General features: G+C 60.8%; 1 protein-coding gene. It reads right to left on the reverse strand.

Annotated elements, in window-relative coordinates; all coding sequences use genetic code 11:
• Positions 1–143: 143 nt before the first annotated feature.
• A partial coding sequence (locus B3M53_RS03120; protein WP_286799662.1) for a 50S ribosomal protein L20 occupies positions 144–286 on the reverse strand: 143 nt, incomplete at its 5' end.

Raw genomic sequence — 286 nt, forward strand, 5'->3', positions numbered from 1 at the left:
AATACCGACGTGTCACCGACAGGCCATTTCAGGGGGTGGGGCGCGGCATCTGGACCGAAAGCCACCCGAACACTGGCCCTAAAAAGTAAAGACCCGATCGGGGATACCGACCGGGTCTCGACCTGTTGCTGTTAACTTGGACGTTAGGCCGGCAGGGCTGCCTTGGCCTGGTCCACAATCGCACCAAACGCATCGGGTTCATGCACGGCCAGATCGGCCAGGACCTTACGGTCCACCTCGATACCGGCCAGGCTCAGCCCGTTGATGAAGCGCGAATAGGTCAGCG

The sequence above is a fragment of the Oceanicaulis sp. UBA2681 genome (assembly GCF_002354675.1).
Lineage (GTDB): Bacteria > Pseudomonadota > Alphaproteobacteria > Caulobacterales > Maricaulaceae > Oceanicaulis > Oceanicaulis alexandrii.